The organism is Haloarcula sp. CGMCC 1.2071 (genome assembly GCF_037078445.1).
GTDB classification, from domain to species: Archaea; Halobacteriota; Halobacteria; order Halobacteriales; family Haloarculaceae; genus Haloarcula; species Haloarcula amylolytica.
This window is the reverse complement of record NZ_JAYMGY010000004.1, coordinates 1-22380: the sequence shown is the minus strand read 5'-3', so window position 1 is coordinate 22380 and position 22380 is coordinate 1. Positions and strand designations below refer to the sequence as shown.

General features: G+C 60.3%; 22 protein-coding genes and 2 pseudogenes. 12 read left to right on the top strand and 12 right to left on the bottom strand.

The window, feature by feature from the left end; translation table 11 throughout:
• Both VI234_RS10380 and VI234_RS10375 read right to left on the bottom strand, forming a co-directional pair.
• Nucleotides 1–1146 (bottom strand): glycosyltransferase family 4 protein, encoded by a 1146-nt coding sequence (locus VI234_RS10380; RefSeq protein WP_336329936.1) that lies wholly within the window; start codon nucleotides 1144–1146, stop codon nucleotides 1–3.
• Between the two features lie 105 nt (nucleotides 1147–1251).
• The gene (locus VI234_RS10375) at nucleotides 1252–2952 is read right to left on the bottom strand and encodes a glycosyltransferase family 39 protein (RefSeq protein ID WP_336329935.1); all 1701 of its coding nucleotides are present in this window, start codon (nucleotides 2950–2952) and stop codon (nucleotides 1252–1254) included.
• Nucleotides 2953–3187: 235 nt separating this feature from the next.
• Here VI234_RS10375 and VI234_RS10370 point away from each other — a divergent pair, with 235 nt between their 5' ends.
• Nucleotides 3188–4222 (top strand): glycosyltransferase family 2 protein, encoded by a 1035-nt coding sequence (locus VI234_RS10370; protein WP_336329934.1) that lies wholly within the window; start codon nucleotides 3188–3190, stop codon nucleotides 4220–4222.
• Nucleotides 4223–4247: 25 nt separating this feature from the next.
• Nucleotides 4248–5213 (top strand): lysylphosphatidylglycerol synthase transmembrane domain-containing protein, encoded by a 966-nt coding sequence (locus tag VI234_RS10365; protein ID WP_336329933.1) that lies wholly within the window; start codon nucleotides 4248–4250, stop codon nucleotides 5211–5213.
• Between the two features lie 35 nt (nucleotides 5214–5248).
• Here VI234_RS10365 and VI234_RS10360 read toward each other — a convergent pair.
• Nucleotides 5249–6069, bottom strand: a pseudogene (locus VI234_RS10360) (IS5 family transposase).
• A gap of 133 nt (nucleotides 6070–6202) precedes the next feature.
• On the opposite strand from VI234_RS10360, the gene VI234_RS10355 reads away from it, so the two are divergent.
• Nucleotides 6203–7306 (top strand): sulfatase-like hydrolase/transferase, encoded by a 1104-nt coding sequence (locus VI234_RS10355; RefSeq protein ID WP_064287911.1) that lies wholly within the window; start codon nucleotides 6203–6205, stop codon nucleotides 7304–7306.
• A gap of 24 nt (nucleotides 7307–7330) precedes the next feature.
• Here the strand turns inward: VI234_RS10355 and aglG are convergent, their stop codons facing one another.
• On the bottom strand, nucleotides 7331–8266 hold the full coding sequence (gene aglG / locus VI234_RS10350; protein ID WP_336329932.1) for a glucosyl-dolichyl phosphate glucuronosyltransferase: 936 nt from the start codon (nucleotides 8264–8266) through the stop codon (nucleotides 7331–7333).
• Nucleotides 8267–8362: 96 nt separating this feature from the next.
• Between aglG and VI234_RS10345 the strand changes: the two genes are divergently transcribed.
• Nucleotides 8363–11188, top strand: coding sequence for an oligosaccharyl transferase, archaeosortase A system-associated (locus tag VI234_RS10345; RefSeq protein WP_336329931.1), 2826 nt, complete (start codon nucleotides 8363–8365; stop codon nucleotides 11186–11188).
• 133 nt (nucleotides 11189–11321) lie between these two features.
• Here VI234_RS10345 and VI234_RS10340 read toward each other — a convergent pair whose 3' ends face one another.
• From VI234_RS10340 to VI234_RS10325, 4 genes are all read right to left on the bottom strand, one after another.
• Nucleotides 11322–11501, bottom strand: coding sequence for an HEWD family protein (locus VI234_RS10340; RefSeq protein WP_014040080.1), 180 nt, complete (start codon nucleotides 11499–11501; stop codon nucleotides 11322–11324).
• 130 nt (nucleotides 11502–11631) lie between these two features.
• Nucleotides 11632–12087, bottom strand: a complete 456-nt coding sequence (locus tag VI234_RS10335; protein WP_336329930.1) for a hypothetical protein — start codon at nucleotides 12085–12087, stop codon at nucleotides 11632–11634.
• A gap of 110 nt (nucleotides 12088–12197) precedes the next feature.
• Entirely contained in the window at nucleotides 12198–12641 is a 444-nt protein-coding gene (locus VI234_RS10330; protein ID WP_336329929.1) for an acyl-CoA thioesterase, read from the bottom strand.
• A gap of 57 nt (nucleotides 12642–12698) precedes the next feature.
• Nucleotides 12699–12974 carry a PadR family transcriptional regulator gene (locus VI234_RS10325; RefSeq protein ID WP_004515723.1) on the bottom strand — a complete coding sequence of 92 codons (276 nt, stop codon included), beginning with the start codon at nucleotides 12972–12974 and terminating at the stop codon, nucleotides 12699–12701.
• A gap of 247 nt (nucleotides 12975–13221) precedes the next feature.
• On the opposite strand from VI234_RS10325, the gene VI234_RS10320 reads away from it, so the two are divergent.
• Genes VI234_RS10320 through purM form a run of 3 tightly spaced genes read left to right on the top strand, consistent with a single transcriptional unit; the run spans nucleotide 13222 to nucleotide 16502 of the window.
• Entirely contained in the window at nucleotides 13222–14751 is a 1530-nt protein-coding gene (locus VI234_RS10320; protein ID WP_336329928.1) for a TraB/GumN family protein, read from the top strand.
• Nucleotides 14751–15425: a site-2 protease family protein gene (locus VI234_RS10315; protein ID WP_008309725.1), complete on the top strand. Its 675-nt coding sequence runs from the start codon at nucleotides 14751–14753 to the stop codon at nucleotides 15423–15425. The genes VI234_RS10320 and VI234_RS10315 overlap by 1 nt, the downstream gene beginning before the upstream one ends.
• A 60-nt stretch (nucleotides 15426–15485) precedes the next feature.
• A complete protein-coding gene (gene purM, locus VI234_RS10310; protein ID WP_008309728.1) occupies nucleotides 15486–16502 on the top strand; it encodes a phosphoribosylformylglycinamidine cyclo-ligase in 1017 nt (338 codons plus the stop codon).
• Between the two features lie 27 nt (nucleotides 16503–16529).
• On the opposite strand, the gene VI234_RS10305 is transcribed toward purM, so the two are convergent.
• From VI234_RS10305 to VI234_RS10295, 3 genes are all read right to left on the bottom strand, one after another.
• Entirely contained in the window at nucleotides 16530–16709 is a 180-nt protein-coding gene (locus tag VI234_RS10305) for a hypothetical protein (RefSeq protein ID WP_008309729.1), read from the bottom strand.
• Between the two features lie 86 nt (nucleotides 16710–16795).
• Nucleotides 16796–17338 carry a CBS domain-containing protein gene (locus VI234_RS10300; RefSeq protein ID WP_008309731.1) on the bottom strand — a complete coding sequence of 181 codons (543 nt, stop codon included), beginning with the start codon at nucleotides 17336–17338 and terminating at the stop codon, nucleotides 16796–16798.
• Nucleotides 17339–17409: 71 nt separating this feature from the next.
• Nucleotides 17410–17781 (bottom strand): DUF555 domain-containing protein, encoded by a 372-nt coding sequence (locus tag VI234_RS10295; protein WP_336329927.1) that lies wholly within the window; start codon nucleotides 17779–17781, stop codon nucleotides 17410–17412.
• A 273-nt stretch (nucleotides 17782–18054) separates the two neighbouring features.
• On the opposite strand from VI234_RS10295, the gene VI234_RS10290 reads away from it, so the two are divergent.
• From VI234_RS10290 to VI234_RS10270, 5 genes are all read left to right on the top strand, one after another.
• Nucleotides 18055–18225: a hypothetical protein gene (locus tag VI234_RS10290; protein WP_004593118.1), complete on the top strand. Its 171-nt coding sequence runs from the start codon at nucleotides 18055–18057 to the stop codon at nucleotides 18223–18225.
• A gap of 102 nt (nucleotides 18226–18327) precedes the next feature.
• Nucleotides 18328–19041, top strand: coding sequence for an archaeal proteasome endopeptidase complex subunit beta (gene psmB / locus VI234_RS10285; RefSeq protein WP_008309732.1), 714 nt, complete (start codon nucleotides 18328–18330; stop codon nucleotides 19039–19041).
• 133 nt (nucleotides 19042–19174) lie between these two features.
• Nucleotides 19175–20542: a phosphopentomutase/phosphoglucosamine mutase gene (locus tag VI234_RS10280; RefSeq protein WP_008309734.1), complete on the top strand. Its 1368-nt coding sequence runs from the start codon at nucleotides 19175–19177 to the stop codon at nucleotides 20540–20542.
• A gap of 71 nt (nucleotides 20543–20613) precedes the next feature.
• Nucleotides 20614–21000, top strand: a complete 387-nt coding sequence (cdd, locus tag VI234_RS10275) for a cytidine deaminase (protein WP_004962275.1) — start codon at nucleotides 20614–20616, stop codon at nucleotides 20998–21000.
• Nucleotides 20997–21821, top strand: coding sequence for a nucleoside phosphorylase (locus tag VI234_RS10270; protein WP_008309739.1), 825 nt, complete (start codon nucleotides 20997–20999; stop codon nucleotides 21819–21821). Before cdd ends, VI234_RS10270 begins: the two co-directional genes overlap by 4 nt.
• Nucleotides 21822–22049: 228 nt before the next feature.
• Here VI234_RS10270 and VI234_RS10265 read toward each other — a convergent pair.
• Nucleotides 22050–22380: pseudogene (locus tag VI234_RS10265) on the bottom strand (NAD(P)/FAD-dependent oxidoreductase); the annotation flags it as partial.

The window sequence follows — 22380 nt, the reverse complement described above, 5'->3', positions numbered from 1 at the left end:
CTACCGATTGCACGCCACAAGTATCGACCTGTACCGCTCGCAGGCCGCCTCAAAGCTGTACTCGGTCTCGATTCGATCGCGTCCGTTCTCGCTGATGCTGTCGAGGTCGTCTCGGTCCAGAATATCGAGTATTGTCTGTCGAAGCGCCGCCGGCTCCCGTGAATCGAGCAGGAAGCCGGTTTCGCCCTCGCGGACAACGTCTGGAACGCCCGAAACCGGCGAGGCCAGTACCGGCGTTCCGCAGGCCAGCGCCTCCAGAATTGTCGTCGGTAGTCCCTCCGTCGGCTGTGACGGCAACACGAGCAGCGAGAGATCGTTGAGTTGATCGGGTACGTCGTCGTGATCCACCCAGCCGGTGAGTTCGACTGCGCCACGTTCGATTTCAGACGCGAGTTCGGTTTCCAGCCACTCACAGAGGTCACCGTCGCCGATGAACCGGAACGTCACGTCATCAGGTAGTTCCGCGGCGACAGAAGCGAGTTCCCGGATGCCCTTCTCTTCGTCGAGCCGTCCGAGGAACCCAACGACACGGTCGCGGTCGGCGTAGGACTGCTGGACGCGAAATTCGTCCGTCCGGACGTAGCGCGCCCCCGTCGGATACACGGTCGGGGATTCCGGATGCAGGTCCAGTTGGCGGGCCATCTCGGGCGTGTAGGTGATGACCCCGTGAGCCGCGGCGAAGCCGGCTCGTTCGAGTGCACGGACGGCACCGGCGAGCCCGGCAGCCACCGGGTCCGGCAACTGCTGTTCCCAGTTCAGCCGGAGCGTCAGCGGCACGTCGCCGCGGGGTTCGACGAGAACCGTTTTACCGAGCAACCGAGCCGCGATAATAGGAAGCAGGTACGACGTTGCGCCGAAAAACAGGACCACGTCTTCGTCACGGTCAGCAATAACGCGACACATCCGGAGTTGGTTCAGCAGGAACCGGACGGCGGCGGTGACGACGGAGTCGCCCGCGCCTTTTCGCGTGAGCTCGACAAGTTCGTGCCGGTCGCGAATCTCGGAATCAGCCGGCAGGTCAGCCGTCACGAGCGCGACTGATGTAATCGCAGAGAGTATATCCAGTAGGCTCCGGGTCGCGTTCTCGCCGGCCGCAGCAAGCGGATGCGTGACGACACAGACACTCTGGAGCGATTCGTCAGTCATAGATGCCACTTTCGCCCAGTGTCACGGGTGATTCGCTGGCTACTCTGTAGTGTCCGTGGGCGGAGAGAACGGGTCCCGGGGAGTGACTTAGACATATAGTTGTCATTAGCAGGTCGGTTCATCGTCTATCCGCTTCATCACGAGGATAGTCGGGTTTCCGTCCTCGGGGAACGACGAAAGTCCGGCGCTGTCTCTGAACTTTCGCTCCGCGCTGAGTTCGGTGTTCACCGGCGGACCGAACGTCCGGACGATTTCGTAGTCTTCCTCGGCAAACAGCGCCGACATGCGTTCAGTCACACCCGGGAACACGGACGGATCCTTGAAAAAGCGGAAGTAGTGGTAACTGGAGAGCACGACGTACTCGGGCGCGTTACAGTCCAGACGTTCAAGCCCTGGCTGCCAGTTTTCTCGGGGGAAGGTGGAGTGGATTTCATATCGGTTCACAGTTGTCTCGTCTGGAAATTCTGGGAGATACACTTGCTGCGAGTACACGTCAACAGTGTCGGAGCTATCTAGGTTGGCGTGTGTCCACGCCGTGGCCTCCTGACGTGATTCGTTAATATCTGCGACACCAACGGTCGTGTGTACGCCAGAAAAGACAATGACAAGCGTTAGAAGTCCGATCCCGGCTAGACGGACCGGATGGGAGAACTGACTCAACTCCGAGCCAGCGATACCAGCGAGGACCGCGAGAATCGGGAAGAGCGGCATTACCCGAGGGAACTGTGTCATATTCCCTTGCGTGATGACGATGAAGTACGGGATGGCATAGACGAGCAACAGCCAAACCGCACTGTCGAGGGTACCTCGCAAGAGGAAGGCGATGACAAGCAGTACGGACAGTATAGAAAACAGGAATAGCACGATTCCCTGCCCTTCGGCGAGGTGTGCGAGCTGGATGAGCCACCCCGGGTCCGACCAATTGTACGCAACAGAATCGCTCGTACTTCGGTAGATATATCGAGATATCTCGTCGGCCCATGAACCCGGATGGACGAATATCGATGGCGTTGTAGTGATGTAGCTGAGTATAGTTAGCGTCGGGTACCTCCAAACCGCTTTGACGAACTCACCAACGGTCCTCGACCCGTCCCAGTGGCGTTCGATGATGACGATAGCGATCGGAAGAACGAGGAGCCCGGCCGTTGCTTTCGTTGACGCTGCCAGGCCAGCGACCAGTGCGGCAGCCAACAGCGTTCTGGTCTCTCTCGAATGAAACGCACGAACCGTTAGCAGGAACCCGAGCATGAGAAAGAACGTCATCGGGACGTCCTCAGTTGCGTAGTGGGCGGTGAGGACATACCCGACAGAAGTCGTGAGAAAAACGGACGCGAGGATTCCGGCACGGCGGTCCAGTAGTTCTCTACCGAGGTAATAGAGGACGACAACAGTCCCAACACCGAACAGGACAGATACTAGCCGACCGGCGAACAGCACGTCGTAGAAGGCTGTGAGAAGATCAGGCGACACACCCCAACTCGGCGAGCTGCCGACGCTAGCTGCGCCCGACATGATGTCGCCGAACTGTCCGGTCACGAGCCAGTACAGCGTCACCGGGACAAAAGAGAGAGCCAGAAGGTAGAGATGAAGGTTCCCACCCTTCCGGAAGTTATCGATGAAGGGGTTCTGCTCGTATCCCATCCTGAGAGCGAGTTCGATAGCGCCAGTTTCGTCCGGAAACGTCAGATGCGGCCGTAGTCGCCAGGTACCGAAGACCATCAACAGGAACGCAGCGAGCGCAATGATCGGGACAACCGGCTCACGTCGGACCGACTTACTGATTCTGTTCCACAGATTAGAGGGCATTTCTTCTTGATTACCCACTGACTGTAATAGTCTGTGCGATTTTACGAGAGTACCCTCTGCACATAGTTATCATAACTTGTTCTTCGTGCTGAGATTACTGAGTATTCTCCAGCCCAGAAGACCATTACTAACAACTACCGATACAACGACTCTATATAATTTATATCGTGGGCAGTATTGTGAATGACAACTGTTAATAAACCTGCTTGAAGAATCACAGTCACGGCATCACATAATGGCGACGACAGAGGACGTACGGGGTAACGCAAGTGAATCCACAGGTGAAGACTATGACAAGGTTCGAACCTCCGTTGTACTGCCAGCGTACAATGAAGTGGATAATGTCGAGCCACTAATCGAGGAAATCCAGTCAGTATTCCAGGACGAACCGGCATTTTCGCCATATAACATCGTTATCGTTGATGATGGTAGTACCGATGGTACTAGGAGCGTTATCCGTGACTTGGCAGAACACAATGAGAACGTTCTCGGATTATTACTGTCCCGCAACTTTGGACAAAGTGCAGCCTTGAACGCGGGTATCAAACAAGCAACTGGCGAATTTATCGTAACTCTTGATGCTGATCGACAGAACGACCCACAAGACATTCCGGAGCTTCTCAATATGTTGATAAGTGGGGACAGCGAATCCGATAGCTATGATTGCGTCAGTGGCTGGCGGCGAGACCGGAACGACCCGCTGACAAAGACGATACCATCCGCGATACAGACACGGATGGCACGCTGGACCGGGCCAGATATCCACGATTTCGGTTGTACTCTGAAGGCATATCGGTCAGATGCTCTTAACGAAATAGAGTTGTATGGAGAGGGTCACCGGTATATTCCGGCAAAATTGTACAACCGGGGCTACAGAATTACAGAGATCCCAGTTAACCATCGCCCCCGGACGGAGGGCAGTTCAAAATACGGCACGAAACGACTCATAAGGGGCTTTGTTGACCTCTTGTTTCAGGTATTCTGGAACCGGTACTCAACCCGACCGGTTCACTTCCTCGGTGGGGTCGGATTGGTTTCGTTTGGGATAGGGATGCTAATCGGGATTCATGCAGTGTTCTCGAAGTACGTATTGGGTGTCCCGCTACTGCCAAATCTTCCCCGACTTGTACTAACGGTTGCACTCGTTCTGTTTGGCCTTATTTTGATTATGTTCGGATTTCTGGCGGAGATGATTACAAAGTTACACTACATTGAGAGAGACCCCTACCGTGTGGAAGTAGTTATCGGCGGTGGCGCGGAAAACAAGTGACCTATATCTGACACCCTGTATTAGTATGTCAAGAAGAAACACAGACATCCGTAGCATCCTCTCGGCTTTGCTTCGCGTTTCTATCAGTGTAATACTACTCTGGTATGTGATCAGTAGAGTCGGATTCGACACACTCATTGAACAACTCCAAACGCTTGAGCCAGTCACACTAATTATCGCTGTTGGACTAAGTGTTCTTGGTGTCGGCCTCAGCGCTTGGAAGTGGCGAGTTTTACTTGCTGTAAAAGGTATAAAATTAACGCTCCTAACCGCTTGGGTTTATTACTACATCGGCCAGTTCTTCAATGCGTTCCTCCCATCAATTATCGGTGGAGACACTGCACGGATGTACTACCTCTATGCGGATACAAACGACGGATCCGCATCAGTTTCTTCTGTCGTGATTGAGCGGATTGCTGGCCTCTACTCGATCTTGTGTATCGTTTTGGTTGCGGTCGCATTTGGCTACGAACTAGTTCCGACTCGGATCGCAGATATGGTACTCATCGGCTGTGCGGTCGGGATAATTACGACACCACTATTGCTATTTACTGACCTGTTACGTCCAGTCCTGGAAACAACGATTTTTGACATACAAGTGCTCGACATCGGGAACCGGGCTGAAAGATTGTACACTGCAGTGTACGAGTATCGTCAAGCTAAACGAGCAGTGGTCATTGCACTTTCACTTTCGGTCGTGTTCCGAGTCTTACTGATCGCCAGCAACTACGTCGTCGCCTTGGGGCTTGGGATTGAGATACCACTCGTGTACTTTTTTGTATTTATTCCACTAGTGGAACTCTTCCTCTTTTTGCCGATATCAATCCAAGGCTTTGGGGTGCGTGAGAGCGCGTATCTATATCTGTTCACTTCGGTGGGAGTCGGGGACGGTGTCGCGTTGACGTTCGGAGTCGTAATGCAGCTTATTCTCCGAGTAATAAACAATATTATCGGTGGCGCCGTATACGCCGTTCATACTCTCCGTTCCTGAAACTTCTGCCGTGTTGAATAGATGCTGAGTCACGGTTAGAGTGGTTCACAGAGCGGTTCTATGTTCGAGATGGCGAACATCAGGACAATCTCACGGAACTGTCGATACCAGCCGAGCGCTCGCACGGCGTCGCCGAGCGAGCGCTTCGTTGTCGAATACGATGTTTCGGCCAGCCAGCGCTGAGAGTAGCCTTTTGTCCGGATGAGTGCGTTGTGTCCTAGCGTCAACGGTCTCGATCCACGCTGTAAGATGAGTGGTTCGATGCCAAGTGCGTAGAGCTCGTATTTCGTGATCCAGTTGTGGAAGGCTTTGTCGGCAGCCACGGACAGCAGGTCGTCCGCGTTCCGGCGGACGACCTGCGGCCCGGTCTTCGTATCGTGTTTCCACCGGGCAGATATGTGTACGTCAAGGACAGCAAGAGACTCTCTATCGGTTAGTGTCGTCACTTTCAGTGAACGGTGCTTCCCGACCGCTGGCGGTAGTACGATGAGGGTGAGCGGCGGTCGAAGAACGTGCTATCGAGTGCGGCGTGGCCAGACTGCGGGTGCTGCTGCGCTGAAACGCGCAGCAGCGCCCGCCACACCCACATTACCAGCCGGTCGAATGACTTGTAGACCGCGGTAAAGTCAGGTAGATCGTCCGGATCTAGACCAAGTGCATCACAAATCTCGGTCATATACTGTAGCCGATTCGGTGTTTCACGGTAGCTGTGGCCGTCTTCGACCCGGAAACAGTGGAGAACGACGTGCTTCCAGCGGGCGAACCCGCCGCTGGCGGGCTCGCCCGCGTGCTTCCCCAACGCTCGTTTGACTAGCTGCCGACACTGCTCAACGAAGTCGAGGAGATCGACTTCCATAGCCAGAATTGATTTCCTCGGCTTCGTCCATCTAACCCGTGATAACCGCCGATTAGATCGCTATTCAACGCGGCAGAAACTTCGAAACCTGATTCAAGAAGAGATATAATGCCCGACTGTCAATCCCAAGTAAATGAACGATATCGTGCTGATTACAGCTGATTCGGTCCGGTATGACTACATCGAAGAGATGGAGTTTCTTTCGGGATTCCCAACACAATCGGGAACGACAGTCGGCCATTACACCAGGCCGAGTCTAGCAGGCCTCCTGTCTAGTCAGTACCAGGCAACGATGAAGTCGGCTGTAGCTGGACCAACAATACCCGAAGTCATGTCGAACGCCGGTTACACGACAATCGGTCTAGCTCCGAGCCCACAACTTGACGAAGTGTTCAATTTCAATCAGGGGTTCGATAAGTACGAGAATTTCGTTGATGCAGGCAATCGCGGCAGCAACCGACGGGAGATTCTCGGGCAGTTTGATCTTCTTCGAAAAGTCTACCATCGGTTCTTTCCGCCACATGCGAAAATGTCCGATCTTCCGACTGATAAAGCGGTTGTCGAGCAAGCAATAGAGCAGTTCAACGAAGCTACTGGGCCTCGGTTCATGTGGGTGCATTTAATGGGTAGCCATCGGCCATATGGCCGTGGTGATGACGCTATTTCGAGGTCACTCGATAGGAAAGCCTTGTTTTCACCGTCCTCGCTCAAGGATTCCGAACACCAAGAGATTACATCAGCCTATAAAAATGCCCTCTCAAGAGTCGACACCGTCATTGAAGATCTTTTGATGGATCTCGATGGCGATCCGACGTTCATATTCACCTCAGATCACGGCGATGAATTCGGGGAAGAGGGGTACTACTATCATCAACCACAGCGCAGGCGAACAGCCGATAAGCTGGTCACCGTTCCCATTGTCAGCAACGATATTTCGCTTACTGGAGATCGGTGTAGTCTCCTCGACATTGGGCCGATGATCGCTACTCAAGCCGGCATAGATCCGCCCGAGGAGTGGAACGGTATCGATATTCGATCAGAATCCAGGTCGTATACGCTGACAATTGCGCCCTGGCACAATACGGCTTCACTCCGACTCGCAACCAACGACTACACCGTTACCAGCACCGATGGACGTGTATCGATGACGGAAGCAGGTACTGATACCCATGTCGAAAGGAACGAACAGGCAGAAGAGGTCCAAGAGCGACTTCAGGACCTTGGATACGTTGAGTAACGTCGTACTGTAGACCGGTCAGTGCTATCTCCAGACGTACATTCCGTAAAGGTATCCCACGCCGACACTGCTGGTGAGAAGAAATAGGAAGACCAACTGCAGGACTGCGCCGAGAGACGGAGATTCGACGAGTCCACGGAGACGTAACGGGAGGAACCGAAACAGGAGGTCGCCGAGGAAATCGGACTCCTCGCCGGTCGATTCCGGTACAAACACCTCCATGCCGCGCTTCGAGTACCCCTGCCAGAACGCGCGGTCGACGAGCCACCCGGGGTCGGTTCGGTAGTCGAATATCTTGTGCGCGACGAGCGCGTCCGGGGTGTAGTACACTCCCTCGTCGTATTCCGTTCGCAAGCGCGCACAGAGTTCCGTCTCCCCGCCCTGGAGGTTCTTCTCGCCCTGGCGGCCGCCGATGTCGTCGTCGAAGCCGCCCAGTTCGAGGAACACGTCCCGGTCGAAGGAGATGTTCGAGCCGAAGGTGTTGCGGACGACGCCGGGTTCGTCGGGGTCGCCGTTCGGGCCAAAGCCACGGTGGGTGACGCCGATGAGCCAGTAGAACTCCTCGGGGAGAAAGCTCGGTTTGCCGGCGACCCACGCCGGCGTCATTCGGCCGCCGACCGCGAGGGCGTCGTGTCGTTCGTAGGCATCGACTAGCGCCGCGACCCACTCTTCATCGGCGATTGCGTCGTCGTCGATGAACGCGACTACGTCACCGGTGGCGACTTCGGCCCCGTTGTTCCGGCTCTCTAGCAGTCCAACGTTCTCGTCGTTGCAGTGAGTCAGGACGTCGTCCCGCTCGCCAAAGTCGGATTCGTACTGTTCGTACACTTCGCGGTTCCCATCCGAGACCAGTACGAGTTCCACGTCGCCGTAGGTCTGGGCTAAGACGCTCTCGGCCGCCGTTCGGCAGTCGTCGTACCGCTCCATCGTGTGCGTACAGAGCACGACCGAGACTCGCATGGTCGGTGGTGTGCCACCGGTGCTGTTAGGCGTTTCCATCCTGCGCTCGCACAGAGGTCAAAAGGCTTATGCGCGCCTTGGCAGTTTTTCCGTGCAATGAGTCAATCACGGGGCTATCTTGACGACAACCCCGAACTCGAGTCCGCCCTGGAGTGGGCCGAGCGCTGGTACCACGTTCCGGTCCTCCTGGTACTGCTCGGGTTCATGCTGTGGAATCGTGTCCGGAGTTGGCAGAACTTTATCGTTGATGGCGAGGTGCTGTTCAGCGGGAACGACGCCTGGTACCACTACCGTTCGACGCAGTACGTGGTCCAGAACTGGCCTACGACGATGCCGTTCGACCCCTGGACGGCGTTCCCGTACGGGACCAGTAACGGGCAGTTCGGGACGCTGTTCGATCAGATCATCGCGACGGTTGCCCTCATTATCGGTCTGGGTTCGCCCAGCGACCAGACGGTCGCGATGACGCTCCTGTTCGCGCCGGCCGTGTTCGGGACGCTCGTTGCGGTTCCGACGTACCTCATCGGACGGCGACTCGGCGGCCGCCTCGGTGGTGTAACTGCAGTTACTGTGATGGCATTCTCGACGGGGTGGCTCCTGCGGCGGAGCCTCGTCGGTTTCTCCGACCACCACGTCGCTGAAGCGCTCTTTCAGGTACTCGGTGTCCTCGGAGTCATGGTGGCTGTCAGCATCGCCGCGCGGGACAAGCCGATCTACGAGCAGTTCCTTGAGCGAGATATCGATGCATTGCGGGACACCATCAGTTGGTCCATGCTGGCCGGTGTGGCGATTGCGCTGTATCTCTGGGTTTGGCCGCCGGGTGTACTCCTTCTCGGGATACTCGGTGTCTTCTTCCTGCTCCGGTTGTGTCTGGAGTACGTTCACGACAGCAGCCCGGAACACACGGCCATCGCGGGCGCAATCACGATGACGACTACCGCTGTAGTGAGCGCGTCTCGAATCACCGTCCTTGAAATCACAGCGACCTCTCAGTCGCTGCTACAGCCGGGTCTGGCACTGGCCGTTGGCCTCGGTTGCGTGTTCATGGCATGGCTGGCCCGATTCATGGAGCAGCGCGAGTACGGCCGGTACGTGTACCCTGCGACCGTGTTCGGGATTCTCGCTATCGGGGCTGTCCTGATGGCCGTCTTGACCCCTACTCTGTGGGAATTCTTTACGCGAAACGTAATGCGGGTCATCGGATTCTCCATCAGCGAAACGGCCAGCACCGTCGGTGAAGCCGCTCCGCTGCCGGGCGTCGGCGTTCTGTTTAACGCACACGGCTTCGCTGTCATCGTTGCGGCGATCGGTGGCCTGTTTTTGCTCGGAAAGCAGCTCCTCTCCGACGACGCCCCCGCCGAAGAGCTACTCGTCGTCGTCTGGGCGCTGTTCATTCTGCTTGCTACGTTCACCCAGCAGCGGTTCGCGTACTATATCGCTGCGCCAATCGCAGTGCTGTCAGGGATGGTCGTCGGTCGGTTTATACTCTGGTTCGATTTCAGTGCCGACGACGGGATCGAATACTATCAGGTCATAACAATTCTCGCGGTCCTCCTCGTCATCGTCGTCCCGCTGTTCGCCTTCGGTACGACGTCGCCGGTCGAGGCTGGCGAGACCGGCCCCGGCCCAAGTATCCAGGGCTGGGACGAGAGCCTGCAGTGGATGGAAGGGAACACGCCTGCGGAGGGCGCGTACGGCTCCGGTGGCGACGCGACGCTCGATTACTACGGTACGTACGAGCAACAAGAGGACTTCGACTATCAGGAAGGGCAGTACGGCGTCCTGTCGTGGTGGGACTACGGGCACTGGATTACTACCAGGGCCGAGCGCGTCCCGAATGCGAACCCCTTCCAGCAGGGAACGGACACGGCTGCCCCGTTCCTAGTTGCACAGAACGAAACGCGGGCGAACGATGTCCTCGACAGCACAGACGAGGATGACGCGAAGACGCGGTACGTGGCCGTCGACTGGCGGATGGTCGAGACGAACGGGAACGACCCCTACCGTGGCAAGTTTTTCGCTCCATCGGCATTCGTCGACGGGGTGCAGGCCAGTGACTTCTACAGTCGAATGTACGTCCAGTCTCGGGGCGGCGGTGTCCAGCAGGTGACGTTCCAGCAGCAGGCCTACTACGAGACGATGGTCACTCGGCTGTACCGGTTCCACGGCAGTGCCGCGGAGCCGCAACCGATTGTCATCGACTGGGAGAACAAGGAGACTCGCCAGGGAGGCCAGTACCGTGGTGCGCCGACCAACGAAGAGGAACCGGAGGGCCAGCGGCAGGGACAGATCGTTCGCCAGTTCCAGAGCATGGAGGAAGCCCGTCAGTACGTCGAACAGGACACGACCTCACAACTCGGTGGGTACGGTGGCGCTCCACCCGAGCGGGTTCCGGCGATGGAGCACTACCGCCTGGTTGGGTCCAGTGAGACCGAGGCGTTCCCAGACACTTCGCAGTACCGGCACTCGGCCTGGACGAAGATATTCGAGCGCGTCCCCGGTGCGACGGTCGAAGGGACTGGACCGGCGAACACGACAGTGCGGACCGCCGTGGAGATGCGTAACCCGGCCACGAACAAGACGTTCGTCTACCGCCAGCGCACCCAGACAGATCAAAACGGGAACTTCGAGATGACCGTTCCCTACTCGACTACCGGATACGACGACTGGGGGACCGACGAGGGCTACACGAACGTGAGCGTCCGTGCCGAGACTCAGTACCAGTTCACAGCAATCGGGACCAACGACGGGAACCGGACCGGCTTTACCGGCACGACTGAGGTCACTGAAGGACAGGTCATCGGTGAGGACGACTCCGCCGCAACCGTCGAACTGGAGCCGATAACGATTCAGCAGGGCGACGAGACCAGCGGTGAATCGCGCACCCCGATGACCGAGGACGCGGCTGAAGCGGGCGCATAACGGAGTCACAGCGGTCTGTCACTGTCCGACCGCCTGTTCGATCCACTTGAGACTGTTTACAGGATTCCGTCGACGGACTGCGTTCTAGCAGTGGTCCATGCTCGCGAAAAAATCGACAGCAGCGGTACCGTGCTCACTCGGCTAGCGGATTGAACGTGCCGTTGATGTCCCACTCGTGGAGACAGTGTGGGTCGCCGGACTGCTTGGTGTCGTCGTCGGTGACGATGCGCCAACTGTGTTGTTCTGGGTCCCACTCGTCGACCCGCCCACACCGCTCACACTCGCGTTTGCGTGGGGTGACGATTTCAGCCATATCTGGTGCAAGCGCGTGGGTCGTTATCAGGCTGCCGGTCCCTGACCGGCCCGTGCGAAGCGATTCGCAGCCGACGACGTGGGTGTGCTGTACCGACACTGACTCCCGGGTAGTGCAAACGATACGACGCTCAAAAGTCCGGGAGGTCGTCCGCACCGACTTCCTCCGCTTCCCAGTCGATGTACTCGTCGGCCAGCACCTCACAGACGACCTGTCCGAACTCGGTCAGTCCGGCGTTGATACCTGAGACAGTGCCCCAGGAGTCGATGTCCGGGTGAATCTCCCGTTCACGCCAGTCCTCGGGCAAGCCCGGGGCATGGTAGCCGACACGGCCCGCGAAGGAGTCCCAGAAGAAATCGAACTCCTCGATGAGTCCCAGGTCGGTGACGATTTCCCACTGGTCGGCATCGAGCGACGCGTCCGCAGCCCACTCTTCGAAAGCGTCCGCCCACGCGCCGTCGTCGAGGGCCTCGGCGAGTTCCTCGCGCCGGTATTCGTCGCCCTGTACTTCGGCGTCGTCGTACTCGTCGGCAGCGACGCCGGTGGACAGTTCTGGCCGTTCCGGCGTCTCGACATCCAGTGTCATAGTCGTGGTTGGCAGCGGAGCGGAATAAAGGTCGTACTGTTGGCTGTCTCTCTGACGGTCGTCGTCACTCCGAGGTGGCAATATCCGTCGCGTGAGTACAGCAGACAGTATCAGCGGTTCGCTTCCCCGTCGAGGGCGCGCTGTCGCAGTCGTTCCCCGCGGTCAGTCTCGGCCGTCACGTCGGGAACGAGAACCGGGTTCCTGTCCTCGTCGACCGCGACGTACACCGAGTACGACTCCGCTGTCGACTCAGTCTCGCCGGTTCTGAGGTTCTCTCGGGCGACTCGAAGTCGAACTTTGACACTCGTTTCGCCCGTGTCGTAGACGAACGCTTCAATGAGAGCCGTGTCACCGACAGGTATCGGCCGTTTGAAGTTCACTTGGTCCATCCGCGCGGTGACGCAGGTCTCGCCGGCAAAGCGCATCGCCGACATCGCCCCGAGTTCGTCCATCCACTTCAGTACGTTCCCTCCGTGAGTCGAACCCAGGTGGTTCGAGTGGTTGGGCTGAACCATCCAGCGGTTCTCGATATAGGTTTCCAGTACCGTCGGCATGGCGCGAGGTTGGCCAGCACCTGGGTTGAGTCTGTCGGACGGGCGTCGAAAACGTGACTATGCCGAAACGTACTGCGCTTCCCACTCCTTCCGGGCGTCGAGTTCGCGCTGGCCGCGCTTGGTCAGCGTGTAAAAGTTCGTTCGGCGGTCGCGTTCGCCCTTCTCGATGAGCGCCTTTTCGACGAGCGTGTCAAGGTTCGGATACAGTCGGCCGTGGTTGACTTCGCTCTCGTAGTAGTTTTCGAGTTCTTCCTTGATCGCTAACCCGTGGGGCTCGTCAAGGCCTGCAATGACGTACAGCAGGTCCCGCTGGAATCCAGTCAGGTCATACATCGTATATCCGATACAGTTTGACCCTGTACATATCAGTCTTTTGAATCGGCAAATCTATTGCGTATTTACAAACGCCGCCACCGTCCAGTAGTTACCACGGCATCTGTGGCTGTATTAACACGAGAGTCGGTAATAGCTTCGCCGCGTAACGGGAACATACAATGCCGCAGACATGATTTCGGCCGCCGTTTCTCGGCAGTCACCCGGACCCGACAAGGGTAAAGGAAACGAATGTGTAACGCGGGTGATGACCGAACACGCGGAGTCGGCGGCAGACGAGTTCCCGGAACCGTCAGGTTCGGGACGCGTCGATGTCGTCGGAACCGCTCACGTTTCCGAGCACAGCGTCACGGAAGTGGAATCAGCGATCGAAGAATCCGAGCCCGATATCGTCGCCGTGGAACTCGACGAGGGCCGGTATCGCCAGATCAAGGGCGAAACGCCTGACGACCTCGATGCGAGCGACCTCCTGCGCGGGAACACCGTCTTTCAGTTCCTCGCGTACTGGATGCTGTCGTACATCCAGACCAGACTGGGCGACCGGTTCGACATCGAGCCGGGTGCGGACATGAAGGCGGGTATCGACACCGCCGAACGGCTCGGTCTGGGCGTCGCACTCGTCGACCGGGACATTCAGACGACCGTCCAGCGGTTCTGGGCGCGGCTGACAGCCGTCGAGAAACTCAAACTCGTCGGCAGCCTCGCAGCCGAGATGGGGCCGCCGTTGACCGTCGGGCTGACCATCGGTGCCGTCTTCGGCGGGCTGTTTGCAGTCGTCGCCGGGGCCTTCGGTGGCCCGTTCATCGTCCCGAGCGGGGCTCTTTCGGTTTTGCCGGGCAGCCTCGGCAGCACTGCTGAGGGGCTGCTCGATACGCTGTTGCTCATCTGTGTCGTCGCGGCCGGTATCGGGATTCCCATCGCTGCGCTGTTGGTCCAGTTCCGCGGTGAGGCCGACGTCGAGGAGTTCGACATGGAGACACTGACTGATACAGACGTGGTCAGCGCGATGATGGAGGAGTTCCGTCAGTTCTCCCCCGGCGGCGCGGAGGCGCTCATCGACGAACGCGACGCGTTCATCGCTCACCGACTCATCGCTCTCCGTGAGGCCGGCTATCACGTCCTCGCCGTCGTCGGGGCCGGCCACCGCGAGGGGATTCAGGGCTATCTCGACAACCCGGAGACGCTCCCACCGATGGAATCGCTCACCGGAACCGAAGGCGGTCGTCGCTTTTCACTGTACAAGTTCGTCGGCTACGGCTTCGGCGTCGTCTTCCTCGTCTTCTTCGGCCTGCTCATCCTCGGTGGCGCGAGCCAGGCGGTGCTGCTAAAGCTGTTCGTCGCGCTGGTCGCCGTCAACGCCGTACTGGCCGGCGGGCTGGCGAAGGTGGCCGGCGCTCACTGGTCGAGCGCGGCTGCCGCCGGCGCGTTCGGCTGGCTGACGAGCCTGTTTCCGCTGCTTGCCGCCGGCTGGTTCGCGGGCTACGTCGAACTGCGGTACATCTCCGTCAACATCAGCGATATCGCGACGCTCAACGAGATACTCAACGACCAGGAGTCGCCGGTCATGGACCTCGTCAGCCGGATGCGCGGCGTGCCGCTGTTCCGGCTGATCCTCGTCGTCGCGCTGACGAACGTCGGCAGCGCAATCGCCTCATACGTCGTCTTCCCAGTGTTGATCCCGTACATCTCGTCGGACATCGGCGGGATGCAGGGCGTCTCGCGCCTGCTCTGGCAGGGCGTCCGCGAAGGGACGCAGATACTCGTGGGGGTCCTCTGATGGCGGGTCGCCGACAGCGAACCGCTGGAGGCCGGACCGTCGGCGGCCTCAGCTTCAGCCAGCGCGAACTCCGGGACCTCCTCGTCGCCTGGCTCGCGCTCGGACTGGCGTTTACGTTCTTCCTCGAACGGGAGTTCCGCCGCATCGTCTTCGGCCAGTTCGGCGGGCTCTCGGGAGCCGAAATCGCCAGCACGTTCGCCGTCAGCCTGTTGACCGTCGGCGTCGGCTTCCTGCTGCACGAACTGGCCCACAAGGTTGTCGCCGTCCGCTTCGGTCAGATCGCCGCGTTCAAGGCCGATTACCGGATGCTCGGGTTCGCAGTCCTGGGCGGCCTCGTCGGCTTCCTGTTCGCCGCGCCGGGCGCAGTCGTTCATCGTGGCCGCCTCACGGCGAAGCAACACGGCCTCATCGCCGTCGCGGGACCGGTGACGAACCTCGCGCTCGCCGTCGTGTTCCTCGTGCCGTTCGTCGCGGCGCTGCTGTTGAGTACGAGCGGCTTCCTCTGGGAGGTCGCGCGAATGGGCCTGCAGATCAACCTCCTGCTGGCCGGCTTCAATATGCTGCCCTTTGGCCCGCTCGACGGCCGAACGGTTCGAGAGTGGAGTACGCCGGTGTTTCTCGCCGTGGCAGTTCCGTCGATTCTGCTCGGAGTCGGCGCGCTGTTCGTTCTCTGAGCGGGCGCAACGCTCCGCCGGAACGACGCTCTTTTGCCCGCGCCACGCACGCTCTCGGGTATGACCGACGGTGAACCCGAGACCGAGGACACAGGCGACGAAGATGCGGAGGGACTGACCTACGCGGAAACCGGCGTGGACATCGACGCCAGCGAGGCGGCCACGAAGGCGCTCATCGGCGCGGCCGGCGAGTTCGAGGGTGACTACGCGGGGCTGGTCGACATCGGCGACCAGTACCTCGCGCTCGCGACGGACGGGGTCGGCACCAAGCTCCTCGTCGCCGAGGCCGTCGACGACTACTCGACTATCGGCATCGACTGCATCGCGATGAACGCTAACGACCTCATCGCGACCGGCGTCGAGCCGGTGGCGTTCGTCGACTACCTCGCAGTCGAGACGCCGGACGAGGAGACGAGCGAGGACATCGGCGCGGGGCTCCGGACGGGGGCCGAGCGGGCCGGCGTGGCGCTCGTGGGCGGCGAAACTGCCGTGATGCCGGACGTCATCAAGGGGCTGGACATCGCCGGCACCTGCGCCGGACTGGCACCGAAAGACGCCGTCTTCCCCGGCGAGGCCGAGCCCGGCGACGCCATCGTCGGCTGGCCGTCCTCCGGGATTCACTCCAACGGGCTCACGCTCGCACGCGAGGCGGTCACACAGGACCACGAGTACACCGACCCGTTCCCGCCAAACCCGGACCGGACTATCGCCGAGGAACTGTTGACGCCGACGCGGATTTACAGTGAGGTACTGGAGCCGCTTCGTGCCAGCGAGACCCATGCGGCCGCACACGTCACCGGCGGCGGCTGGACCAACCTCACGCGGATGGGAGGCTACCGGTACGAGATCACGGATCCCTTCGAGGCCCAGCCCGTCTTCGAGTTCGTTCAGGCGGAAGGCGAGGTAACCGACGAAGAGATGCACCGGACGTTCAACATGGGTACTGGGTTCGTCGCTGCGGTCCCCGAGGCTGACGCCGACGAGATCGTCGCCGACAGCGAGGACGCTCGCGTGATTGGCGAAGTGGCTGATGGAGACGAGGCGGTCGCGATTCGCGGGCTCGAACTCACCGACTGAGTGGTTTGAAGATCTGACGGAACCCGGTCAGGCGGACAAGATGTCTTTGCCGGCGGTCTCCTCCGCAATCCGTATCTGGAGCGCCTGCCGGATGTGATATCTGGCCGCTTCGCTTTCGGCGTTCTCGAGGGCCTTTTCGAGTTCGGCATACAGTGGGTCGCTGGGATTAGGCATGTCGCTACGTCTCTCATTGGTGAGAATAGACATATATCCCTGACACTGTTTTCGGTATTAAGCCCCTCCTACGGGTAGTACGCGGCCACTATCGCAGTTCGCGCTTCTGAGAATTAGAGTTAGCTGACCGTACGCGCGATGTCCGCTTCGGTTATGACACCGATAGTTTCCCCGCCTTCGACGACCATCACAGCGGCATTGTGGTTCAGGTAAGCATCGACTTCGTCGATGGGAGCGTCGGGTTCGACGGTCGCGATAGATTCGTTCATCACCTCGGCGACGGGAAGTTCGCCGACGTTCTCTTCGGGGCGCTGGCGGATATCGGAGTTGCCGATGAGGCCCTGTGGTGCCCCGTCCCGGATGACAGGGACCTGTGAGTACCCCTTCTCGTCCATCAGCTCCTTGGCCTGGTGGACGGAATCGTCGGGCGCGACGCCAACGACGGGAGAGTTCATCAGGTCGCGGGCCTTGATGATGCCGCCCTCGGCCTCTTCCAGTGCAGTCACGATCCGGCGGAGTGTCGACAGCCGCGGGTCCACGTCACCGCCTTCGATACGAGCGATAAGGGGCTGAGAGACGTCAGCCCGCTCCGCCAGTTCGCTCTGGGTCAATCCGAGTTCGTTGCGGCGCTCCCGCAGGTCCTGTGGCGTCGGTAAGTCCATATCCGCTAATTACCAGAGGTAATATAAAAAGCCCACGGCTGCTGCGGCGGGCGAACCAAGTGGAGCGCCGATTACGCCTCGGCTTCGGCTTCGTCCTCGTCGGCTTCGGTCTCGAATACTTCGATGACTTTCAGCGGCACGTCCCGGAGCGCGCCGCCGATCTCGCTCTTGGCGATCCGCTGGGCGTGCTCTGGGGATTCGGCGTTGAACACGTCCATCTCAAGGACCAGTCCGACCAGCGCCGTGTCGGCCGCGATAAACACCGAGTCGAACGGTTCGCCACAGGCCGGGCAGCCGGTCGCGCCGACCTCGACCTCGACGTAGTCCATCTCGGCCTCGTTGAGCCGCTTCCCCGCTTCACTCACTGCGACACCGATAGCGTCGTCAATGTCGTCTACGTCACGAACCAGCCAGGCTGCTTCCATCGCCACGAGGTAGTTCATACACTAGCTCTCGTGGCCCGACTATTCGATAGTTTTGATTCGCTTCTGTTGCGCACGTCACCGTTACTATCTCTATAACTTATGCGAACCAACCACCTGACTCACGCCCCTATTATGTCTGTGAGCGGAATCGTTCGGGTAGTAGTCCATTCTCTCAGGTATCTCAGCAAACCGCAAGACGGCGAGGGATTGTTTTGCCACAAAAGATAATCTAAAACAGAGTTTCGGCAACAAGACTTATATACCAGACTCACTCTGGAACGACCGAGGAAGATGGTAGCTCGACTGTACACCGCAACGCTGTTCGCACTGTATCAACTCACCCTGCTGCTGGGCATCATGCTGCTGCCGGTGGCGATGCTCACGGAGCAGTTCGGTCTCCGACTGCCGATGGACCGGGCCGTGTCGGGACTCAACGAGGCCTACGACCAAGCGAGCGCGTAACGCGGGCAGCCGATAGCCGCCTGGCCGGACGGTGGCGGTCAGGCCCCACTAGGAAAAGAGGTTTTATCAGCGCCCGACTAGTACCACACAGTAATGCGAGATATGACTCCGGGGCCGGAGCTTTCTGGACCCCAGGCTGCTGACGAGTTCCAGAGCGACCCGTACGCGCCCGAAGTCGGCGAGCTCCCCGAACAGTCCGCACAGGATTCGGAGAAGGTGAACAAGACCGGAACGACCACTATCGGCATCAGCACGTCCGAGGGCGTCGTCATCGCGACTGATATGCGCGCCTCGCTCGGTGGTCGCTTCGTCTCGAACAAGAACGTCCAGAAGGTCGAGCAGATTCACCCCACAGCGGCGCTGACCCTCGTCGGCAGCGTCGGCGGCGCACAGTCGTTCATCCGGACGCTTCGTGCCGAGGTCAACCTCTACGAAGCGCGGCGCGGCGAGGACATCAGCATGAAGGCCCTCTCGACGCTGGCCGGCAACTTCGCCCGCGGTGGCCCCTTCTTCGCCATCAACCCTATCCTCGGCGGCGTCGACGACGACGGCCACCACGTCTACTCCATCGACCCGGCCGGCGGCGTCATGAAAGACGACTACACTGTCACTGGCTCCGGGCTCACCGTCGCGTACGGGACCCTCGAAGACCGCTACGAGGAAGACATGACAAACGAGGAGGCAAAAGAGGTCGCGGCCGCCTCGATCAACGCCGCCGCCGAGCGTGACACCGGCTCCGGTAACGGCATCTACCTCGCCGATGTCACCGCCGAGGGCGTCGACATCAACGGCTACGACTTCGACGAACTGCTGTAACCCGGCACATCGCGGCCCCTTTTGACCTGTTTGTATCCAACATCAGCCATCGTTCTCGTCCAACCGGCCACACGGCGACCCTGAACTGACGTGCGAACGAGAGAATTATACGGTCGGCTTCCGCATCGCCGGTATGGAACTGTTCGGGACCGCGGGCATCCGCGGTGATGTCGTATCGAAGGTGACGCCGGACCTTGCACTGCGAGTTGGACAGGCTACTGGGCAGGACGGCGAGACGTTCGTACTGGGGTACGACGGTCGCGTGACCTCGCCAGCGCTCGCTGATGCGATGGCCGCGGGACTGCAAAGCGCCGGCGCGCGAGTCGTCAGAATCGGCCGCGTGCCGACGCCGGCACTGGCGTACGCATCGCAGGGCCGCCACGGCGTGATGATTACCGCGAGCCACAACCCGCCGACGGACAACGGCATCAAGGTGTTCGCCGACGGCACCGAGTACGGCGACACCGACGAGACACGCATCGAAGGGCGAATCGAGGACGGTTCGACGCCGACGGCCTGGCGCGACTGGGGCGACACAGAATCGGTCGACTACCTCGACGAGTACCGAGGCGCTGTCGCCGACTACGCCGAGTCGCTCGGCGGCGACCCGTCGGGGCTGACGGTGGCGGTCGACTGCGGGAACGGCATGGCCAGCGTGGCGACGCCGCAGGTCCTCCGGGAACTGGGTGCCGACGTGCTGGCGACGGAGGCGAACGTGGACGGGACCTTCCCCGGCCGCGAGAGCAAGCCGACGCCGGAGACGCTGTCCGACTTCCGCGAGTTCGTTGCCGAGACGGACGCCGACTTCGGGTTCGGCCACGACGGTGACGCCGACCGCATCGTCGTGGTCGATGCCGACGGCGACGTCATCCACGAGGACACGATACTCGCGATGCTCGCCGAACACTACACGCGTGCCGCGGCCGTCTCGGACCCCGTCGTCGTGACGACGCCCAACGCCTCCGGTCGTATCGACGAACGAGTCGAAGCCGCCGGCGGCCGCGTCGAGCGCATCCACCTCGGTTCACTCCACGTCGGCATCGCCGACGTTCGTGCGGACGCGACCGAGGAGACCGAGGTCGTCTTCGCCGCCGAACCCTGGAAGCACATCCACACCGCCTTCGGCGGCTGGATAGACGGCGTGGCGAGCGCAGCCGTGCTGACACGCCTGTTCGCCGAGGAGAGCGTCGCCGACAGGCGGGCCGTCATCTCCGAACGGCCCTACGAGAAGGTGAGCGTCGAGTGTCCCGACGACGCCAAAGCCGAGACGATGGCCCGACTCGAATCCAGCCTGCCGGATGCGTTCCCCGAGGCTGATGTCTCGACCGAGTACGGCGTCCGACTCTCCTTCGACGACGGGTCGTGGACGCTTGTTCGACCAAGCGGCACTGAGCCGTACGTCCGGGTGTACGCGGAGAGCGACGACATCGACGCGCTGGTCGCGGAAACCACACAGGCGGTCCGTGACGCTGTTGGCGCTGTCAGTGCAGCCGACGCCTGAACCCGAAGCAGGCACGCCCGCCCGCTTCCGAGACCGATAGAATTTCTACACGGCCCTTCGACGCCCAGTGCATGGAGGACCTCCTCGACGCAGCGAGAGACGCCATCGACGAGGCGTACGCACCGTACTCCGAGTACACCGTCGGTGCGGCGCTCGAAACGAGCGACGGCAGCGTCTACACCGGCTGTAACATCGAGAACGCCAACTACAGCAACAGCTTGCACGCCGAAGAAGTAGCCATCGGCGCGGCTGTCAGCGACGGCCACCGGTCATTCGAGCGCGTCGCCGTCACCTCGGGCAAGCGAGACGGCGTCACTCCCTGTGGGATGTGCCGCCAGACGTTCAGCGAGTTCTGCGACGAGTCGTTCGAAATCATCACCGACGGCGACGAGCCGACGGTGTACGAGCTCGGGGAGCTCCTGCCAACGACAATCACCAGCGACCATCTCGACAAATGACAAGCGACAGTGAAGACCCGAACGACGACGTACAGTACCATCTGGAAGTGAGCGAGGCCGACGTGGCCGACAGCGTCCTGCTGCCGGGGAACCCCGAGCGCGTGGAAAAGGTCGTCGACTACTGGGACGACCACGATATCGTGGCCGAACACCGCGAGTACCGCACGGCGACGGGCACTCACGACGGCACGCCCATCTCTGTGACCTCGACGGGTATCGGCGGCCCGTCGGCCGCAATCGCGCTCGAAGAACTGGCCCGCGTCGGCGCTGACTCCTTTATCCGGGTCGGCTCCTGTGGCGCAATTCAAGAGGAAGCCAGCATCGGCGATCTCGTCATCACGACCGGCGCAGTGCGGCAGGAGGGGACCAGCAAGGAGTACGTCCGCGAGGACTACCCCGCCAGCGCCGACCACCGGATCGTTTCGGCCCTCGTCGCCGCCGCCGAGGAACTCGGTTACGACTACCACCTCGGCGTCACCTGCTCGACAGACAGTTTCTACGCCGGCCAGTCGCGCCCCGGATTCAAGGACTTCGAGGCCAGCGGCAGCGACGAACGCATCGAAGCACTCCAAGAGGCCGGCGTCCTCAATTTCGAGATGGAGGCCGCGACGATTCTCACGCTCGCGAACCTGTACGGCCTGCGGGCCGGCGCTGTCTGTACGGTGTACGCCAACCGCGTCACCGGCGAGTTCCGAACCGAAGGCGAGCGCAAAGCGGCGAAATGCGCTAGCCTCGCTGTCTCGTATCTGGCCGAGATGGACGCCGCTGTCGAGGAAGCCGACGCCGACGGGTGGCACGCCGGCCTGTCCATTGACCGCTAGTCCGATTCCGGACCACTGCTAGTCGCGAGGGGATGCGGTACAGTTGCAGTCGCGATTGCGGTAGTGATTGCAGTGCGGTAGAAACAGCATACCGCGCGCCATCGGCGCGCGGTTTCACTTCTCGCGACCAGCGGGAGCGAGACGGTCGTTTTTAGCGTAGATTTTTGCGAACCCGCTCCCCGCAGCGGCGCGAAGCGCCGCGAGGAGAGGGGGTGACGTAAAAAGGTACTACATGTCAGGCCAGGCCTTGGCGGCCCGACCGACGCCAGTAACGTCCTTGATCCAGCGGGCGGCAATCGCCTTCTTCAGCAGTTTCGCGGGCATCCCGCCGAAGGTTTCGATGGGCATGTTCACCACGTCGTGGGCGACGGCTTTCTCGCCGACCGACACGACCGTCCCCTTGTCCTTGTGGGTCCACGTTTTGAGCGGCTGGCCGCGAGCGGCGCGAGCGAGGTTCTCGCCGGCAACCTCGGCGGCTTGCCAGGCGGCCTGGGCCGTCGGCGGCGCGGGCTGGTCGCCGGGCTGGTCGATGAGTGCCGAGTCACCAATCGCAAAGACG

Excerpts from the sequence above, each read along its gene's own strand:
- VI234_RS10355 (WP_064287911.1), top strand. The coding sequence starts at position 6,203 with ATGAACGATATCGTGCTGATTACAGCTGATTCGGTCCGGTATGACTAC.
- VI234_RS10375 (WP_336329935.1), bottom strand. The coding sequence starts at position 2,952 with ATGCCCTCTAATCTGTGGAACAGAATCAGTAAGTCGGTCCGACGTGAG.
- aglG (WP_336329932.1), bottom strand. The coding sequence starts at position 8,266 with ATGCGAGTCTCGGTCGTGCTCTGTACGCACACGATGGAGCGGTACGAC.
- VI234_RS10290 (WP_004593118.1), top strand. The coding sequence starts at position 18,055 with ATGGTAGCTCGACTGTACACCGCAACGCTGTTCGCACTGTATCAACTC.
- VI234_RS10320 (WP_336329928.1), top strand. The coding sequence starts at position 13,222 with ATGACCGAACACGCGGAGTCGGCGGCAGACGAGTTCCCGGAACCGTCA.
- purM (WP_008309728.1), top strand. The coding sequence starts at position 15,486 with ATGACCGACGGTGAACCCGAGACCGAGGACACAGGCGACGAAGATGCG.
- psmB (WP_008309732.1), top strand. The coding sequence starts at position 18,328 with ATGACTCCGGGGCCGGAGCTTTCTGGACCCCAGGCTGCTGACGAGTTC.
- VI234_RS10305 (WP_008309729.1), bottom strand. The coding sequence starts at position 16,709 with ATGTCTATTCTCACCAATGAGAGACGTAGCGACATGCCTAATCCCAGC.
- VI234_RS10335 (WP_336329930.1), bottom strand. The coding sequence starts at position 12,087 with ATGACACTGGATGTCGAGACGCCGGAACGGCCAGAACTGTCCACCGGC.
- VI234_RS10270 (WP_008309739.1), top strand. The coding sequence starts at position 20,997 with ATGACAAGCGACAGTGAAGACCCGAACGACGACGTACAGTACCATCTG.
- cdd (WP_004962275.1), top strand. The coding sequence starts at position 20,614 with ATGGAGGACCTCCTCGACGCAGCGAGAGACGCCATCGACGAGGCGTAC.
- VI234_RS10295 (WP_336329927.1), bottom strand. The coding sequence starts at position 17,781 with ATGAACTACCTCGTGGCGATGGAAGCAGCCTGGCTGGTTCGTGACGTA.
- VI234_RS10345 (WP_336329931.1), top strand. The coding sequence starts at position 8,363 with ATGAGTCAATCACGGGGCTATCTTGACGACAACCCCGAACTCGAGTCC.
- VI234_RS10380 (WP_336329936.1), bottom strand. The coding sequence starts at position 1,146 with ATGACTGACGAATCGCTCCAGAGTGTCTGTGTCGTCACGCATCCGCTT.
- VI234_RS10330 (WP_336329929.1), bottom strand. The coding sequence starts at position 12,641 with ATGCCGACGGTACTGGAAACCTATATCGAGAACCGCTGGATGGTTCAG.
- VI234_RS10340 (WP_014040080.1), bottom strand. The coding sequence starts at position 11,501 with ATGGCTGAAATCGTCACCCCACGCAAACGCGAGTGTGAGCGGTGTGGG.
- VI234_RS10325 (WP_004515723.1), bottom strand. The coding sequence starts at position 12,974 with ATGTATGACCTGACTGGATTCCAGCGGGACCTGCTGTACGTCATTGCA.
- VI234_RS10300 (WP_008309731.1), bottom strand. The coding sequence starts at position 17,338 with ATGGACTTACCGACGCCACAGGACCTGCGGGAGCGCCGCAACGAACTC.
- VI234_RS10280 (WP_008309734.1), top strand. The coding sequence starts at position 19,175 with ATGGAACTGTTCGGGACCGCGGGCATCCGCGGTGATGTCGTATCGAAG.
- VI234_RS10315 (WP_008309725.1), top strand. The coding sequence starts at position 14,751 with ATGGCGGGTCGCCGACAGCGAACCGCTGGAGGCCGGACCGTCGGCGGC.
- VI234_RS10365 (WP_336329933.1), top strand. The coding sequence starts at position 4,248 with ATGTCAAGAAGAAACACAGACATCCGTAGCATCCTCTCGGCTTTGCTT.
- VI234_RS10370 (WP_336329934.1), top strand. The coding sequence starts at position 3,188 with ATGGCGACGACAGAGGACGTACGGGGTAACGCAAGTGAATCCACAGGT.